Origin of the sequence: Novosphingobium organovorum (assembly GCF_022832435.1) — a bacterium.
GTDB classification, from domain to species: domain Bacteria; phylum Pseudomonadota; class Alphaproteobacteria; order Sphingomonadales; family Sphingomonadaceae; genus Novosphingobium; species Novosphingobium organovorum.
Map to the genome: position 1 here is coordinate 1 of NZ_JALHLF010000009.1, position 14,746 is coordinate 14,746.

Sequence of the window (14,746 nt, forward strand, 5' to 3'; positions counted from 1 at the left end):
CCGCAATCGACATCAAATCCAGCGGGTAAATGGAGGTGCCCAGGTCTTCCTACGCTTCAATCCGAATGAGAAGGCACGCAGAGCGGCCCCACCATGCGACCAAACGTCCCAAGCAGGGCACCGATCCGGTGCAAATTCCATCGTATGGTCAAGGCACCAGCGGGCATCGCAACCAACCTTTTGCAACACGTAAGCCGCCAGGGCAGGCGAAAGCCGGTAGGGATTGAGTCCAGGCGGGCCGGTGAAAGGCGGCTTTCTGCGCTTGCGGTGCGCACACATCGAAACGACGCTGCGCACCCGTTCCCAAAATCCACCATTCTCGGCTCCACCGGAACGCAAGCGGCACCGATTCTCGAGCGTTCTTGAGTCTGATGTAATCGTCTGACGATTGCAAAAATGCGCCAGAACAATGGGCTGGAGCAGCCAGATCCGATGCCATCGGATCGAACGCCGCGCTTGCCAGAAGCCGCGTCGGCCTCAGTCCGAAGCGCGCAACACGCCCAGCTTGCGCTCCCAGGCCAAGGCATGCTCGACGATCGTGGCGAGTTCGTCATACTTCGGAGACCAAGGCAATGTCTGGCGAATCTTGGTATTGTCCGCGACGAGCGCAGCCGGATCGCCCGCACGCCGCCCCTGCAGGTCGCGCAAGATTGACTGGTTCGTCACACGATCCACAGCGTCAAGAACTTCAAGCACCGAAAAACCTTGCCCGTAACCGCAATTCATCGTCAGCGATCGCTCGGGTTGCTCGATCAACGCCTCCAGCGCCAGAACGTGCGCGTGGGCCAGATCCGAGACGTGAATATAGTCGCGCACGCCTGTGCCATCAGGGGTGGAAAAATCGGTTCCAAACACCCCGACCGAGGCGCGTTTACCCAGCGCAGCCTCGACCGCAACCTTGATCAGGTGCGTTGCTCCTACGGTGGATTGGCCCGCGCGCTGCTGCGGATCGGCGCCGGCAACGTTGAAATAGCGCAACGCGCCAAAATTCAGGGCCGCTACCTTGCTCACGTCCTGCAGCATGATTTCGGTCATCAATTTCGACATGCCATAGGGATTGATCGGCAGCTTGGGACTGTCTTCGGTCACCGGAGAGGTTTGCGGTGTCCCATAGACGGCGGCTGTGGAGCTGAAGATGAAGTGGCGCACACCTCCAGCCACGGCCGACTCGATCAAACTGCGGCTCTTGGCGGTATTGTTCTCATAATACTTGAGCGGATTTTCGACCGATTCCGGCACGATGATCGAACCAGCGAAGTGCATCACCGCACCGATTGCGTGCCGCTCGAAAATCTCGGCTAGAAGCCGCGAATCGGCGATATCGCCTTCGTAAAAGGGAACGTCGTCCGGCACCACGAAGCGAAATCCGGTCGTCAGGTTATCGATAACGCAAACCGGCCAACCCGCATCACGCAGCGCAAGAACGGCGTGGCTTCCGATATAGCCGGCGCCCCCCGTCACAAGCACAGGAACGGTATTACTCATAATCTTCCAATCCCATTAAGTGCAGCGCGCAGGCCAGACCTCATTTCATTCAACCACCCAAACAGAAAAGGCGTTTCGAGACGGCATGAGCAAGGCTGCCCAAATGATAAATTACTATCTCGCGCACCAGATGGCACGTCAACCCTGCCCGGAAGCAAAGTCAGCACCGAAACCGAAGTGCAACTTCTTGCCAAAGCACCGCTGGCACGCCGCGCGTACAGCGCGGACGAACCAATTCAATGCACCGTGGACCTGTCCACCGTCAGCTTCTTCAAAGTCCCCTCTCCGTGTGCTGAAATCAGTTCAATCTCCTGAGCGAGGCATGAAGCAGGAATTTCGAATGTGAGGGCCGAATTCGCAAAAGGTTCCTTTAGCAACTCGCTCAGCTGGCCGTCCCTGTCATGGCAACGGATCCGCAGGCTCATCCGGCTGGGCGAAAACGAGCCATAGAGCCGCAGCGTGTGCGTGCCACTCGGCAAAACGGCAATCCGCCGGGCAATCACCAGCTGGATGAAGTCGGAATTGTTGTAAGCAACCACCAACGCGTCGGACGCCCCCGTAACATGCACTCGCATACTCATGTTCTGCGGGTAAGACCAGTCGTACGGCCCGCTTGCATCGGGGACATTGAACGCGAAATCGTCGCGTTTCTGGCGAAGACCGTTGCTGCAATGACGCGACCACAAGGCGTCGGCAAGGTCAGACCTCCCCTGCAAAGCCATAGCTTTCATCGGCATGGAGAGGTTTTCGCAATAGATTTCGACATGCAGATCGGCCAGGCGGCGCGACACGCGGTCGATCGCGGCATCGGGAATGCCGGCGTCCTTCGCCCAGATGAAGAACGAGGTCGCCCAGGTATCGCTTTTGACGAGCACCGAATTCAAGGCCTGCGCTCCACCGTCCTGCTGCAAGAGCACTTTGGTCAAGGCTTCCTTTTCGGGCAAAGTCTTGCCCTGACGCCACAAGGCCACCACCCGTTGCGCACCCGCGGTCAAATCGCCAGCCTGCAAGGCCGAACTGGCGAACAAGACCTGCGTGTACGTGTCGCGCCACCCTCGCCGTGCGGCTAGGATTAGAGCCGACAGCGCCTGATCGTCCTGACCCGCTTGCAACGAGCCTTGCGTCAGCAACGAGAGACCGTCCGCCGAGACCGGCCGGCGCAAGACCAATTCCCGCGAATAGGCCAGGCCATGCGCCGTATCCCCGTTGGCGTAGGCCTCACGCGCGAGGGATTCGAGCGCCTGCCCGCGAAAGGCAGCCGGGACCTGGTGCGCGAAGCGGCCATCGATCCGCGTCTGCCGGTCCATCTCCAGTCCGATCGCAGCCAAGGCAACAGCCACCATCAACCCTGCCCACAGGATCCGGACCACCAACGGCAAGGGTCGCGCCGGAGCCGAGGAAGGCCGGCTACCTGACATCACCTCAATCCTGCTCGTTGCCGTAGCTGTAGTAGTTGTAGGCGTAGTACGCATAGTCGTCCGTACCCGAGCGCGGTGCAAACCGGTTCAGCACGACCCCCAGCAATTTCGCATCGACCATCGCCAGACGGCGCAGCGCCGACTTTACAGCCCCACGGTGGAAACTGGATGCGTCGATCACGAACAGAACACCATCCGCATGCTGGGCAATGAGCGGAACGTCGGAAAGGCCAAGCAGCGGCGGACAGTCCAGAATAACCACGTCGAACTGGCCACGCGCGTGCTCGATGAACTGCCTGGTACCGTGCCCCGCGAGAATGAGGCTCGGGTCAGGCGGCATGGGCAGGGCCGTTACGTAGCTGAACAAGTCGCCGTCCGGAGCCTGACGCACGATTTCCTCGAACGACTTCTCACCGACCAGGAACTCCGTCAACCCCGAGCCACTCGTATCGCCCATCGCACGGTGCAGCGTGGGCCGGCGAAGGTCCGCATCGACCAGCAGCGTGCGTTTGCCCAGGCTTGCGATATCCGCCGCAATCGCCCTCGCCGTGGTCGACTTGCCTTCGCCTTCCCGCGAGCTGGTTACGACGACAACCTTGGGCAGGCCGGTTGCGCTGGAATAGCTCAGGTTCGTGACCAGCGAGCGATAGGCCTCGCTGACATTCGAGCGACGATCCTTGAGCCCTTGCTCGACTTCATCCTGCTTTTGCAGCGGGACGAGCCCGAGCAACGGCAGGCCGAGCTTCTTCTCGACATCGTCGGGCGAATGGATCGCATCGTCGAGCAGCTCCTTGAGGGTCACCACGGCGGCGGCGAGCATCAGGCTCAACACGAACGCGAGCGCGAGGTTCAGGAGCAAGTTGGGCGACGTCGGCTTAGTCGGCATGACGGCACGGTCGACAACGGTGATGTTGTTCGCCGACGCGCCAGCCGAGGCATTGAGCTGATTGTAACGGGAAAGAAGGCTCTCGTACAACGCACGGTTGGTATCCGACACCCGCTTCAGGACCGAATACTGGACCCCGCGATCCTGCTCCCGCAATGCAGCATCGCGCAAGCTGGCGACTTCGCCGTTCAGCGAATTTTCGCGCTTCAACGCCGCCTGATAGTCGGTCAGAGCCGCGTTCTTCACCGAGTTGGCGATGGCCTGGATACGCTTGTCGTACTCAGCCACTTCGGCCCGCTTGGCCTTGACCGTGGCGTAGCCTTCCAGGTGATTGGACAGCTCTTCGGCCAGTTCGCTCTGCGCGTGCGCCCTGGAGGCGACCAACGCGGTGACCGCACCGTTCGAATTGACTTCCGAAATCTCGAGCGGTTGCTTGTTGGCGATGGCCTTCCAGCGATCCTCCGCAGCAATGCGATCGGCCGTTGCCTTGGCCGCAGCATCGTTAATCTGCATGAGCTGGCTGTTCGTCACCGACAAGACGGTGTTTTGCGAACTGTTGTCGCTGTCATCGCCAATTCGGATGAGACCAGCCGCCCGCGCGTAGCCATTCAACTCGCGCTCGGACTGCGTGAGCTTCTCGCGCGCTTCGTCCAGCTGATCGGCCAGGAAGCGCCGCGCATAACTCGAACTGTCGTACTTCTGGTTCAGATTGTACTGAACAAACTTGTCAGCGTAATCGTTTGCCAACTTGGCCGAGAGCTGAGGGTCATGTGACGTGATCGTGATCGTCGCGATGCGACTGTCCAAGGGGATCGAGACGGCAAGACCGGACAACAGCACGTCAACCGCCTTCTCGCGGCGAAGAGCAGCCAGGCTTTCGCCATGCCCTCCCGCTTCTGTCGGCATCTCGCTCCCGAAGTTCTCAAAGAACGCCGTGTCCGAATCCAGCTTCGCGCCATCGACGACCAGTCCAGCCAGCGCACGGCTCTCAATGATGCCCAGCTGGGTCTGAAGGAAGCGATCCGTACCGTTGGCGGTGACGGCTTCCTGAAGATCGCCGCCTTCGATGATCTGATCCGCCTGATCCTCGATCAGGATACGCGACATCGCCTCGTATTTGGGTGTCATGAGCATCGTGACCAACGTGCCCAGCGCCAGGACGGCGAAGACGATGCAAGCGATAAGGATCAGGTTCTGCCGAACAGAACCCACCACTTTCCGGATGATAGAGGAGATATCGATTTCAAAATCGTCCCCCTCGATATGAACATCTTGCGCCTGCGAAGAGAGGTTTTTGTCTATCAAGATCTTTCCGCCATCTTCCCTGTTTCGCAAATTGCCATCTGCAAAACGCGGATCCCTGAATTTATTAGAACGTCGATAGTCGAGAAGTCGCCTCTACATCAAGCGCCCCCTCGCTCAGCGACACCGATCGCAACGCGCGCCTCCTGGCGCACCTTACGACCAGCCTTGCGCGACTGCTTCGGCTTTTCAGCCAGCACGGCGAGCACTATTCCCGCAACGCACAATAGCGTCTGATTGCGCAGAGGATAGTCGATAAATGACTGAAGGATAAACAGTATGACAATAGCGGCAGCCGCTTGCGTCACACCGCCACCGAACCGAAACGCCTGCACACAGCGCAGCCCGGCAAAGGCGAGCCACGCCGCAAGCAGCATCAGGCCCACCAGGCCCGATTCGACCGCGACTTCGAGATAATCGTCATGCGCCCGACCAGCCCGTCCAGCGCCCAGATTTTCAAGTGATTCGTCGACTTGAAAAACTTCGTCAAAGGCGCCGATGCCCGCCCCTAAAGGCCAGAAATGGCGAGCAGAAACAACCGCATCCTGCCAAATCAACGGCCGTCGATCATCGGTTCGCTCAAACCGCGAAAAACTTTGCACAAGCTTCTGGTTCTGGGCCGCAAGCAGCCCTCCTGCCCCCAAAGCGACGCCAAAGCCCACCAGTCCAAGCACGACCGAGCGAACATTCAACTTCTGGATAAATCGAGGCAGAACAAATCGATAGACGAAAAAGGCCGCAGGAATGCAAATCAGCGCCATCGACGAGCGGGATCGAGTCAGAACCAACCCGAAGATCAAAAGCAGCGCCACGCCGGCCGCCACGACCAGCGACTTGGCATCGCGCGTCCGCGCCGGCACGGACCCGATCAACGCACACAACGCGATGTCCAGGAACAAGCCGCCGGAATTGTGATTGGCAAAGGTCCCCTGAAGGTCGGAAGATCCCACACCTTCACGGAACAGCATCAGCTGGTTGTTTCCCAGGGCAAGTTGCTGCGCGCCCAAAAGAACGACACCACAGCCCATGAGCGCCAGCCAGAACAGCACCCGCCGCTTCGCCCCCTCATCCATGTCCCAGACCAGCACGACCAGCGCCAGACACGGGATCAAGGACAGAAAAGCGATCAGAGTTCGCCGAATCGCCATGGAAAGCGAGAACCACGCGTCGCCCTGACCAAGCAAGACGAGCGGTTCGTGCACGAGCTCCCGCCCCGGCAGACTACGCCAGATGGCCGGCGGCAGCGGCAAACTTTGGAGCAGAGGCAGTGCCAGCGTGACCGCAACGAGAAAAACCACAACGTGCGGGGCATTCCCGACGAAGTGGCGCACCTTCTGCGGATTTACCGCAAGAAGGACGATCCCGACAAGCTGGACCACGAGATTGGCAAGTGCCGTCTTTGAGCCACCGCCGCCCACAGCCACGGCAAAGGCAAGCAAAATCGCGGCTTGCGGCCACTTGCTTTTCAAAACCATGAAAAACTCCAAGGACGCCCTTCGCCGCGTACAAGACAGCTATCCGAAAGTGCAGCCCTAACGCCGCCGCATAACATAAAAGCGGCCCTGTCTCGGCTTACCAAAGACAGGGCCCCAGTGAATTAAATTCAGTAGATCAGCCGCCGTTCGAGACGTCGTCATCGTCCGACAGGGCGTCGACGACAACAACGCCGCCGCCAACCACGGCCACAGCGGCCAGGATGGGAACAACCGCTTCAACGCGCTTCTTCTTCTGGATCGAAGCCGACTGACGAGCGCTCGCCCCCGACACACTTGCGATCTTACCAACCGACGCCGAAGCCGTCGTCCCGGCCTGAGCGGCCATCGGGGCGACGAGCACCGCACCAGCGGTCATCGCAAACAATACCTTTTTGAGCTTCATAGAGCCTCCTAATGCCATTGAGTTGTGCACTTTTCTTAGTATCATGTACCGCAATGCACAACCGAACGCAAAACAAAACGGGTCGCCACCTCTTCAGCCTACCCCCCCTGAGCCTCAGCTTGGCTATTTTAAGCATCTGCGCGCTTTTTGCCCCTGCCGCCGCCTGGTCGGCCGAGCCATGGCCGATTACATTGCGTGCACAAATGGCCAGACTTGCGAATACAGGATACCGGATCAGTCGCAGTGCAGCGAATCTATGCCCCAGCCAGGCGGCTGGAACCGGCATCACATTCGATTACATCGACGCTTATCCGCAAGCCGATCGGGCAGCCATTGCAGAACTGCTTCATCTGACGGACCAACCTCAAGTCGCCGCCGTCGCCATCGGCAGCCCGGCAGCCCGCGCAGGTATCCAGGTGGGTGACGAAGTTCTCGCCATTAATGACACGCCGACGACCAGCCTCCTTGCGACCGCCTCCGACCCCGCGCTGTTCGCCGACGACCTGGACCGCAAGCTCCTCTCCCTGCCGATTTCCCGGCCCATCAGCGTGCAGGTGCGCCGGGCTGGAACGGAGCGGACACTCACGCTCGTTCCGGAGCCGGTTTGCGCCACCCGCTACGTCCTGAAGACAAGCGAAGGCATCACGGCCTATTCCGATGGTTTCGACATTGCGGTGTCGAGCGGATTGATCGCCTATACGCGCAACGACGACGAACTCGCCTACGTTATTGCTCACGAGACCGGCCACGTCATAAACCGAAACTTCGAAACATCCCAAACCGAGCGGCGCGACGAAGATCGCGCCGACACCCTCAGCGTCCGCCTGTCCCATTGCGCCGGCTACGACCCGCAAATCGGGATCGCCTATCTCTTGCACCGTGAGTCCGACGATATGCTTCGCTGGTTTCGCAGCCGTTCACACCGTTCGCGCAAAGGCCGTGTAGAACGCATGCGCGCCGAAGCCGCGAACGTGACGTGCCCGGCCCAACCGACCTATCCGGCTCAGACGAACGGACAGGAAACCCCGTCGAAGCGTGATCCTTCACTTGCACGCCGCCCGGCGGCTCAGTAGTGACTTGCACAAATGCCCTTAGGCTTTGGAGAACATCCGAAAGTGCGAAACTTAAAGACCCCCCTAATTCTCGGTGTTCTCGCATCCGGTCTGACCCTGGCCGGGTGCGCCCATACGACGCACAATCCGGAATTGCCCGAGGGAGAAGCGGCCTACAAGGTTATCCCGGTCGAAGTGGCGCAGCCCACCCACTACCTGGTACGCCCGTTGGACATCCTGAGCGTTCGCGTCTTCAACGAACCCGAGATCTCCTCGGACGACCAGACCGTCAACGAAGTGGGTGAAATCCAGGTTCCACTGGCCGGCTCCATCACGGCCGCCGGAAAGACCGTTACGCAAATTTCCACGGAAATCGCGTCGCGCCTCGGCTCCAAGTATATCGTCGACCCGCAAGTAACGGTTTCGGTCAAGCAGGCCGCGCCCCGCTATGCTTCGGTCGAAGGCGAAGTCAACAAGCCTGGCGTCTATGAAATTTCCAACGACGCCACGCTGCTGTCGACCATCGCCCGTGCCTCCAGCCCCACCGACACCGCCCATCTGAGCGAAGTCGTGGTCTTCCGCACCGTCAACGGTCAACGTCTGGTTGCTCGTTTCAACCTGAAGGACATCCGTACCGGCGTCAGCCCGGACCCGCGCATTCTCGATGGCGATACGGTGATGATCGGCTATTCGGCCACGCGCGGCCTGGTCGAGGATATTCTGCGCGCAGCACCCCTGTTCAACGCCTGGGCGCGCTTCAACTGATCCGGCAGGGGTGGCGCCGTGCGCCGCCCCCCCTTTTTTCGAAGTCGCGCAATCTACTTCGACCGGCAAGTGGCCTGCGAGCGGGTTGGCGGACAAGAGTCGGACTGGCGCTGCCCCCCCCCCCCTGGAGCCCTGCCCGATGGGGCGATGCACACGGGTGATGGCAGCCTCCCGACAAAATCGCATACATTGCGCGCACGATGACGGAACATACAGACGGATCGGGCCAATTCTCGCTTCGACGGGCGCCCCCATCCGTTCAATGGCAAGGCCCCCGATATGGCACGTGGTGAATCGATACTCATAACCGGCGTTGCGGGTTTCATCGGAGCCGCCGTCGCTCGCGCCCTCATGGAACGAGGGCAGTCTGTCCTGGGCATCGACAATCTCAACGACTATTACAGCGTTGCCCTCAAGCAGTCGCGTCTGGCCGAACTTGAACGCGACCACGGCATCCGGCTCCGGTTTTGCCAGCTGGATTTTTCCGACCCGGAAACACTGAACAGCACGTTGAATTCAGAAGATATTTCTTCCATCATCCACCTCGGCGCACAAGCCGGGGTGCGCTATTCGCTGGACAACCCCAACGCGTATGTCGCGTCCAATCTGGCCGGTCACGTAAATCTCCTGGAGCTTGCGCGGGCACGAAACGTCAGGCACATGCTCTATGCCAGTTCGAGCTCGGTTTATGGGGCGAACACCAAGCTGCCCTTCAGTGTCGATGACAGCGTGGACCACCCGGTTTCCCTCTACGCCGCCACGAAGCGCGCCAACGAACTGATGAGCGAGACATACGCCCACCTCTTCGCCATTCCGCTCACCGGACTGCGCTTCTTCACCGTCTATGGCCCATGGGGACGCCCCGACATGGCCATGTGGAAATTCGTCGAGCGCATCTTCAGCGATCGCCCGATCGACATCTACAACCACGGCCACATGCAACGCGACTTCACCTACATCGACGACATCGTCGCCGGGGTGCTCGCTTGCCTCGACCGTCCTCCGCGCAACGACGGGTCGCTCAAGCCCGGTGGCGGGAGGAAGCCGCACGCGATCTACAACATCGGCAACAACCGTCCCGAGCCTCTCATGCGCCTCATCGAAGTAATCGAGGAGGCCTGCTGCCGCAAAGCCCGCTACAACTTCATGGACATGCAGCCGGGCGACGTTCCCGCGACCTACGCTGACATTTCCGCGCTAGCACGCGACACCGGCTACGCGCCGACGACACCGATCGAGGTTGGCGTTCCCCGCTTTGTCGACTGGTACCGGCGCTACCACGCGATGTGACGGCCCTGGCTTTCCCGCCCCCGCACGCCGCCTCCACGCGGGGGACGAGCCAACCTGCCGGCACCCGCTCGCCATGCGTAAAAATGGCCCGGCAACACAGGTGCTGCCGGGCCAAGGAAAAAGGTTGCTCCAACAGAGCCACCTTCGGGTCGCAGTTCGGTGATAATACTATTCGTGCCCGATGGCCGTGACATGGATCACGATCCGCCCCATTTTCGCTCACGCCTTGAAATTTCGATATTTGCCGTGAAATTCTCTGGCGAATGGATAAAGGCGCAGAGGACCGTTGGGGGCACGCTTTCGTGAATGAGGAAGACAAGATCGACGCCATCATGGCCACGTTCCGTTGCACACGCGACGCGGCAAGCGTCGTGGCCTCGGTTTTCTCTCCGCAAGACGTGCCAGCCAAACGCGTGATCGCCAGCCAGGGTGCCCCGGCCAGCGCTTGCTGGATCGTGATCGATGGCGCCATTCGCGTGAATGCGCTTGGCCTTGAAGGGCAGATCCAGCAGCTGGCCCAGTACGGGCCGGGCGAATTTTTCGGCAGCTTTCCCGAGCCCTCCACCCATCGCGCCGAGATCAGCGCGGCCACGCGCACGCTCCTGCTGCGCGCAGAGGCCGCCCAACTCGCGAGCGTGATCAAGACCCGCGCGGACCTCGCCAACGGCATGGCGCGCCTGCTCGCACGCCAGCTCGACCGCGCGCTCGACCGTATGGTGATGCGCGCGACATGCAGCGCTGCGGGCCGGGTCTATGCCGAACTCATGGCGCTGGCGGGCCCGGCGAACACGATCTCCCCGCAACCGAGGGTTACCCAGATCGCGCTTGCTGCCAACACCACGCGCGAGACCGCCTCTCGGGCGATCGCCGTACTGATCCGGCGCGGGATCGTCAGCCGCGACGACGACAAGCTGGTTATCCACTCGCCGCGCATGGTGCACGAGATGATCGTGTGATCGTCAGCCGATGGCGAGCGGCGTGTAGCGGGCAAGCGGAATGTCGCCAAAGGGCGTAACCAGCTCGCCCGAAACCTCGAAGCGCAATTCCGGCGCGATCAGGTCCATCGCCACCATCTGCGGCCAGGGACCGCAGACATCGGTCCCCTGCGCCGCGCGCGAGAGACACACCGCGCGCTGCCCGTAATGCTCAGGGCGCCCGCCAGGCAGCACGACACAGGCATCGATGCCAAGCCGCGATCCTGGATAGTCGAGCAAGTGGGCACCAGCGTAGCGCACGGCATCGCACGTCGCATCGAACACCAAAAGCCAATGCCCGTCCCCCGTCTCGACCATGGCTTCGGCGGTGTCCGGCTGGCTTGCAAAGCGGTTGCGCGCGGCCAGCACGGTCTTGGTGCGCGCCTCGGGCAAGATATCGCCTGTGCGCCGGGGCCAGTCCTGTACAAGCGCCCGATACGCCAGCCCCTGCGCTTCCCACAGGCTGCGCAGACGCGAGTCCGGGGCGCCCTGCCGCACGACGTCCACCGCAACCGCTTCGCTGGCCAGGGCGCGCGCGCTGCGGATCGCCAGCCCCATCGCCACTTCGCTGGCCTGATGGACCCCCGCCTGCGTCAATCCAGGGTGTTCGGCCAGCTCGATGATGCTGTGGGCCGCATCGAGCAGCTCGCGAAAGCGTGCGCCCCAGCTGTCGCCGAACGGCTCGACCGAGATTTCCAGAAATTCCTCGATCGTCGCGGGCAGCGTAACGTGCAACTGCGCGCCGCGCTCAAGCGCCAGTTCGGCGGCGATGATGTCCGCCCCCGCCGCCAGCGCGCCATAGACCGCGCCGGGCTGCACCGTATCGAACACTTCGGCCAGTTGCCCGCGCACCGCGCCTTCGTTCTCCAACTCCATCAGACCGCTGAAGTGCAGGCTGGCCGGTGGATGGAAGCCCTCGAGCAGGTCGAGCGGCTCGCCGCTCGCGAGCAAGATCTCGCGCAGTTGCCGGGTCGTCGCCGCCTGGTCTTCCCAGGCGGCGGGAACCGCGGCGAGCCCCTTTTTGAGCGCCGCACGGCACCCTTCCCGGTCCCCCAGAAGAAGCAGCGCCTCGGCCGCCGTGGCGTAGAGCCAGTAGGGCGTTTCCGGTTCGTGATCGCCGCTTTCGATCATGGACAAGATCCGGCGCGCCTCGGCCCGGGCCTGATCGCGATCGCCGCACAGGTAGGAGATCGTCGCCGCATTGATCAGCGGATAGGTCGCCGCGGGGGCGCCGGCCGAACGCCGATAGGCCTCGGCCGCCGCGCGCGCCATGGTCCGCTGCGCCTCGCCAGACAAACGCCGGGCACGATCCTTGAGCAGCCGCCCCTTGAGCGCGAGCACGTCAGGATCGGGGCTGTGTTCCAGCCCTTCGTCGGCAAAGATCTGCCACGCCCGCAGGGTGTCGCCACTTCGGGCAACCTGGCGGATACGGGCGATGACAGGCAAGGGCACGGGCGACGCTCTTTCTCTGACCGCTCAGTCTTCGTTGTAGGGCGGCGGATTGGCGATGTCGGGATCGATCGTCAGGCTCTGCCAGGTCACGGTGCCGCTGGCATCCTCGAGCAGGAGGTCGACGTTGATGTTGAAGGCGTGCATCGTGCCGTACTTGCCGCCCGCGTTCTTCTTGGCCTGGAACGTCACCGATTTGTAGCGGCCGTATTCGGGAACGTAGAGATCGTAGCACAGGCCGCCGTAGTACGAAGCCAGGCTGCTCTTGGTGGTAATCGCTTCGTAGTCGGCCGAGAAATAGAGTTGCTCGCCTTCCAGCGTGATGCGCACCACGCTGTCCTTTTCGATCGTGATATAGTTGAGCCCGGTCTCCTTATCGACGCAGGTCAGCGAAATCTTTCCGTCAACCACGCCCAGCGTGACAACGAACTCGACTTCCTTCGAATCGCCGGTTTCGAGCCCGGAATCGAACAGCGGTTCGAGCCCGTATTGCAAGTAGTTGATCGTCGACATGATCGGTCTTCCTTCTCACTCCGGCTCCGTTCAGGAGCCCCCCTCTTCGGCTTCCGCCTCGGCCCACGAATGGTCGAGACGCTTGCGCCAATTCTGCCAGTCGTTGTTTTCCGGATCGGAGGCGATCAGCCTGGCCACTTCCTCGCGCGCGGAGCGGCGCATGCGCTCGGCCTTGGTCACGTCACCCAGCGCATAGTACACCAGCGCGGTCGAGTGCTGGGCCAGCATCCAGGCCTGACGGTACGTCGCGTTCTTGGGATCGGCCGCCAGCAGGCGCTTGATGATCGTCAGCTGCTGGAGCCGCTGCGCCAGCGCCTGCTTGTCGTGCCCCTGCCGGCGCAGAGCATCGGCGTACCAGGCGTAACGGTTGGCCAGGGCGTCGGCGACATCGGGATCGTGCGGTGCCATGGCCTGCACCTTCAGCATCGAGGCCAGCGCGCTACGGCATTCGGGCAACTGCGAAGCCATTCCGTTACTGGCCAGCGCCAGCGAGCACAGGTTGCCCTGTGCATAGGCCAGCTCGCGCTGGTACTTGCTGTTCTTCGGGTCCAGCCTGACCAGCTTGGACGCCAGTTCGCGATACGATTCAAAGTCGGGCAGCGCGGCCTGCGGGTCCTTGCGCATGAACTTGACGTAGCCCACCCAGAACGCGCTTTGGGCCTGGCCGTAGATCCGGGTCGGGTCCTCGGGCGCGGCCTTGAGCAGCGTCGCGGTCACGCGGCTGGCTTCCTCGAACTTGGACAAGGCCCCGTCGACGTCGCCGCGCCGGTGATCGTCCTCGCCCATGGCGTGGAGGATGCGCGCGCGCCGTTCGAGCGAATCGGCCGGAAGCGATTCAAGGTCGGACTGGTCCGCGTAATAGTCCAGAGCCCTCTCGTTTACCGACTCCAGAACATCGAGGCGCCCCACACCTTTCAACTTGTCCCGCAGATCGGTGAGCATGAACTCGATGAGACCCTCGGCCTGGCGGCGCTGTGCATCGGCTTCGCGCTGGGCCCGGATGGCAAACACCAGCATCAACGCCATGAGTAGCGCAAGAACCACGGCAAGGAATGTGATGCCGATCACGCGGCGGATCTGACGCTGCGCATCGCGTTGAATTATATGATCGAGTCCGAGCCCGGTCAGCCCCGCCACGATCTTCAGCCGGGCCAGGTGCCGGCCGTCCTTGCTGGGCCGGAAATCGGCCGCGATCGGCTCACGCGTGATCCCGTCGGGACCAGGCATGACCAGTGCAGGCGGAAAGCTCTCCTCGGGCTCGCCGCGCGCGATCGCGGCGATGATCGGCCGGTCGGGATGGAGCCGGCGGAACAGCGCGATTTCGGCGTTGACCCAGCGCGAGGCCGCCGCATCGGGCGAACAGAGCACCAGCAGCGCGTCCGAAGCCTTGAGCGCGCTTTGCACCTCGACGTCGAGACTGCTGGCGGCGGGCAACTCGGCCCGGTCGCGAAAGATCGGGACCAGGCGGCGCGTGACGGGGCCTTGCGCGGTCACCGCCCCGACCAGCCGGACCGGGATGCGATACCCTTCGAGCCAGCGGTGCAAGGCCCCGGCGGCCTGCTCGTCGGCGTGGCTATAGCTCAGAAACGCGCGGTACTGCCGCCCGTTTTGCGCCGCTGTCCCTGTATTGCTGCGCTGCGCGCTCATAGTTGCGGCACGACCATTTGCTTGCGACCCCTGACTGCCCGCCTCCCGATCCGCCACGACGACCGCGACCGGACCGAAAGTCGGCTG

The 14,746-nt window shown here is 62.1% G+C and carries 12 protein-coding genes; 4 read left to right on the forward strand and 8 right to left on the reverse strand.

Going from position 1 to position 14,746, the window contains the following annotated elements; genetic code table 11:
• Nucleotides 1-477: 477 nt before the first annotated feature.
• The 5 genes from galE to MTR62_RS04225 form a co-directional block, all read right to left on the reverse strand.
• On the reverse strand, nt 478-1,485 hold the full coding sequence (gene galE / locus MTR62_RS04205) for a UDP-glucose 4-epimerase GalE (RefSeq protein ID WP_244017272.1): 1,008 nt from the start codon (nt 1,483-1,485) through the stop codon (nt 478-480).
• Nucleotides 1,486-1,721: 236 nt separating this feature from the next.
• Nucleotides 1,722-2,828, reverse strand: coding sequence for a tetratricopeptide repeat protein (locus MTR62_RS04210; RefSeq protein ID WP_244017274.1), 1,107 nt, complete (start codon nt 2,826-2,828; stop codon nt 1,722-1,724).
• Between the two features lie 79 nt (nt 2,829-2,907).
• Nucleotides 2,908-5,094 carry a GumC family protein gene (locus tag MTR62_RS04215; RefSeq protein WP_244017277.1) on the reverse strand — a complete coding sequence of 729 codons (2,187 nt, stop codon included), beginning with the start codon at nt 5,092-5,094 and terminating at the stop codon, nt 2,908-2,910.
• Nucleotides 5,095-5,192: 98 nt separating this feature from the next.
• Nucleotides 5,193-6,578: an O-antigen ligase family protein gene (locus MTR62_RS04220; protein ID WP_244017279.1), complete on the reverse strand. Its 1,386-nt coding sequence runs from the start codon at nt 6,576-6,578 to the stop codon at nt 5,193-5,195.
• Between the two features lie 124 nt (nt 6,579-6,702).
• Complete coding sequence (locus MTR62_RS04225; RefSeq protein ID WP_244017281.1) at nt 6,703-6,969, reverse strand: hypothetical protein; 267 nt, start codon at nt 6,967-6,969, stop codon at nt 6,703-6,705.
• Nucleotides 6,970-7,088: 119 nt separating this feature from the next.
• Between MTR62_RS04225 and MTR62_RS04230 the strand changes: the two genes are divergently transcribed.
• The 4 genes from MTR62_RS04230 to MTR62_RS04245 all read left to right on the forward strand — a co-directional run bounded on the left by MTR62_RS04230 (nt 7,089) and on the right by MTR62_RS04245 (nt 11,032).
• A complete protein-coding gene (locus MTR62_RS04230; RefSeq protein ID WP_244017283.1) occupies nt 7,089-8,042 on the forward strand; it encodes a M48 family metallopeptidase in 954 nt (317 codons plus the stop codon).
• Between the two features lie 132 nt (nt 8,043-8,174).
• Nucleotides 8,175-8,786: a polysaccharide biosynthesis/export family protein gene (locus tag MTR62_RS04235; RefSeq protein WP_244017285.1), complete on the forward strand. Its 612-nt coding sequence runs from the start codon at nt 8,175-8,177 to the stop codon at nt 8,784-8,786.
• A 279-nt stretch (nt 8,787-9,065) separates the two neighbouring features.
• Complete coding sequence (locus MTR62_RS04240) at nt 9,066-10,076, forward strand: NAD-dependent epimerase/dehydratase family protein (RefSeq protein WP_244017287.1); 1,011 nt, start codon at nt 9,066-9,068, stop codon at nt 10,074-10,076.
• 302 nt (nt 10,077-10,378) lie between these two features.
• A complete protein-coding gene (locus tag MTR62_RS04245) occupies nt 10,379-11,032 on the forward strand; it encodes a Crp/Fnr family transcriptional regulator (protein WP_244017289.1) in 654 nt (217 codons plus the stop codon).
• 3 nt (nt 11,033-11,035) lie between these two features.
• Here the strand turns inward: MTR62_RS04245 and MTR62_RS04250 are convergent, their stop codons facing one another.
• The 3 genes from MTR62_RS04250 to MTR62_RS04260 are packed head-to-tail and all read right to left on the reverse strand — an operon-like array spanning nt 11,036 to nt 14,659.
• A complete protein-coding gene (locus MTR62_RS04250) occupies nt 11,036-12,502 on the reverse strand; it encodes a TRAFs-binding domain-containing protein (protein ID WP_244017291.1) in 1,467 nt (488 codons plus the stop codon).
• Between the two features lie 24 nt (nt 12,503-12,526).
• Nucleotides 12,527-13,012: a nucleotide synthetase gene (locus MTR62_RS04255; RefSeq protein ID WP_244017293.1), complete on the reverse strand. Its 486-nt coding sequence runs from the start codon at nt 13,010-13,012 to the stop codon at nt 12,527-12,529.
• A 30-nt stretch (nt 13,013-13,042) separates the two neighbouring features.
• Complete coding sequence (locus MTR62_RS04260; protein ID WP_244017295.1) at nt 13,043-14,659, reverse strand: toll/interleukin-1 receptor domain-containing protein; 1,617 nt, start codon at nt 14,657-14,659, stop codon at nt 13,043-13,045.
• Nucleotides 14,660-14,746: the final 87 nt, after the last annotated feature.

Coding starts and splice junctions, on each gene's coding strand:
- MTR62_RS04210 (WP_244017274.1), bottom strand. CDS start 2,828: ATGGTGGCTGTTGCCTTGGCTGCGATCGGACTGGAGATGGACCGGCAG.
- MTR62_RS04255 (WP_244017293.1), bottom strand. CDS start 13,012: ATGTCGACGATCAACTACTTGCAATACGGGCTCGAACCGCTGTTCGAT.
- MTR62_RS04260 (WP_244017295.1), bottom strand. CDS start 14,659: ATGAGCGCGCAGCGCAGCAATACAGGGACAGCGGCGCAAAACGGGCGG.
- galE (WP_244017272.1), bottom strand. CDS start 1,485: ATGAGTAATACCGTTCCTGTGCTTGTGACGGGGGGCGCCGGCTATATC.
- MTR62_RS04240 (WP_244017287.1), top strand. CDS start 9,066: ATGGCACGTGGTGAATCGATACTCATAACCGGCGTTGCGGGTTTCATC.
- MTR62_RS04225 (WP_244017281.1), bottom strand. CDS start 6,969: ATGAAGCTCAAAAAGGTATTGTTTGCGATGACCGCTGGTGCGGTGCTC.